This window comes from Streptomyces sp. E2N166 (genome assembly GCF_003671715.1).
In the GTDB taxonomy this organism is placed as follows: Bacteria; Actinomycetota; Actinomycetes; order Streptomycetales; family Streptomycetaceae; genus Streptomyces; species Streptomyces thinghirensis.
Map to the genome: position 1 here is coordinate 1,124,776 of NZ_RAIF01000012.1, position 1,145 is coordinate 1,125,920.

At 75.1% G+C, this 1,145-nt stretch carries 1 protein-coding gene and 1 pseudogene; both read left to right on the forward strand.

Going from position 1 to position 1,145, the window contains the following annotated elements:
- Positions 1 to 689, forward strand: a pseudogene (locus tag EBH09_RS12860) (ribokinase); the annotation flags it as partial.
- Complete coding sequence (gene rbsD, locus EBH09_RS12865; RefSeq protein ID WP_121747087.1) at positions 686 to 1,075, forward strand: D-ribose pyranase; 390 nt, start codon at positions 686 to 688, stop codon at positions 1,073 to 1,075. The pseudogene EBH09_RS12860 and the gene rbsD, both read left to right, overlap by 4 nt.
- Positions 1,076 to 1,145: the final 70 nt, after the last annotated feature.

Genomic DNA, 1,145 nt, shown 5'->3' on the forward strand with positions numbered 1-1,145 from the left:
TGCTGGCCTCGCAGCGGGCGGCCGGCGTCGACACGGTCGGCGTGCTGGTGGGCGGGGCACCGACCGGCGTCGCGCTGATCACCGTCGACCCGTCCGGGGACAACAGCATCGTGGTGTCGCCGGGCGCGAACGGCCGTCTGGCACCGGGGGACGTCCGGGCCGCCGCGAGCCTCTTCCACGCGTCCCGGGTCGTCTCCACGCAGTTGGAGATCCCGCTGGAGACGGTCGTCGAGGTGGTCCGCAGTCTGGCGCCGGACAGCCGCTTCGTGCTGAACCCGTCGCCGCCGCGCCCGCTCCCGCAGGAGGTGCTGGCGGCCTGCGACCCGCTGATCGTCAACGAGCACGAGGCGAGGGTGATCCTCGGCGACGCCTGCGTGAGCGAGCGCCCCGAGGACTGGGCCCGCATCCTGCTGGCCAAGGGGCCGCGTTCGGTGGTCGTGACCCTGGGCGCCGAGGGCGCGCTGGTGGCGTCGGGCGCGGGCGTCTCGCGGGTCCCGTCGGTGAATGTGGACGCCGTGGACACGACGGGCGCGGGCGACGCGTTCACCGCGGCGCTGGCCTGGCGGCTCGGCACGGGTGAGTCGCTCGCCGAGGCGGCGGCGTACGCGGCCCGGGTCGGCGCGGCGGCCGTCACGAAGGCGGGCGCGCAGGCGTCGTACCCGACGGCGGCGGAGGCGGAGGCATTGTGAAGCGGGCCGGCATACTCAATCGCCACCTCGCGGGCGCCCTCGCCGAACTCGGCCACGGCGACGGCGTCCTGGTGTGCGACGCCGGCATGCCGATCCCGGCCGGTCCACGCGTCGTCGACCTGGCCTTCCGCGCCGGAGTGCCGTCCTTCGCCGAGGTGGTGGACGGCCTGCTCGACGAGCTGGTGGTCGAGGGCGCCACGGCGGCGACGGAGGTGAGGGAGGCCAACGCGGAGGCCGCCGCGCTGCTCGACGGGCACTTCCCCGCCCTCGCCCTCGTCCCGCACGAGCGGTTGAAGGAACTCTCGGCGGGGGCACGGCTGGTGGTGCGGACCGGGGAGGCCCGCCCCTACGCGAACGTGCTGCTGCGGTGCGGGGTCTTCTTCTGAGGACCGGGAGAACTTCGAGGGGGCCCGGTCGACGACCGTGCCCCCTCGGGTTTCCCTCCCCTTCAGAACC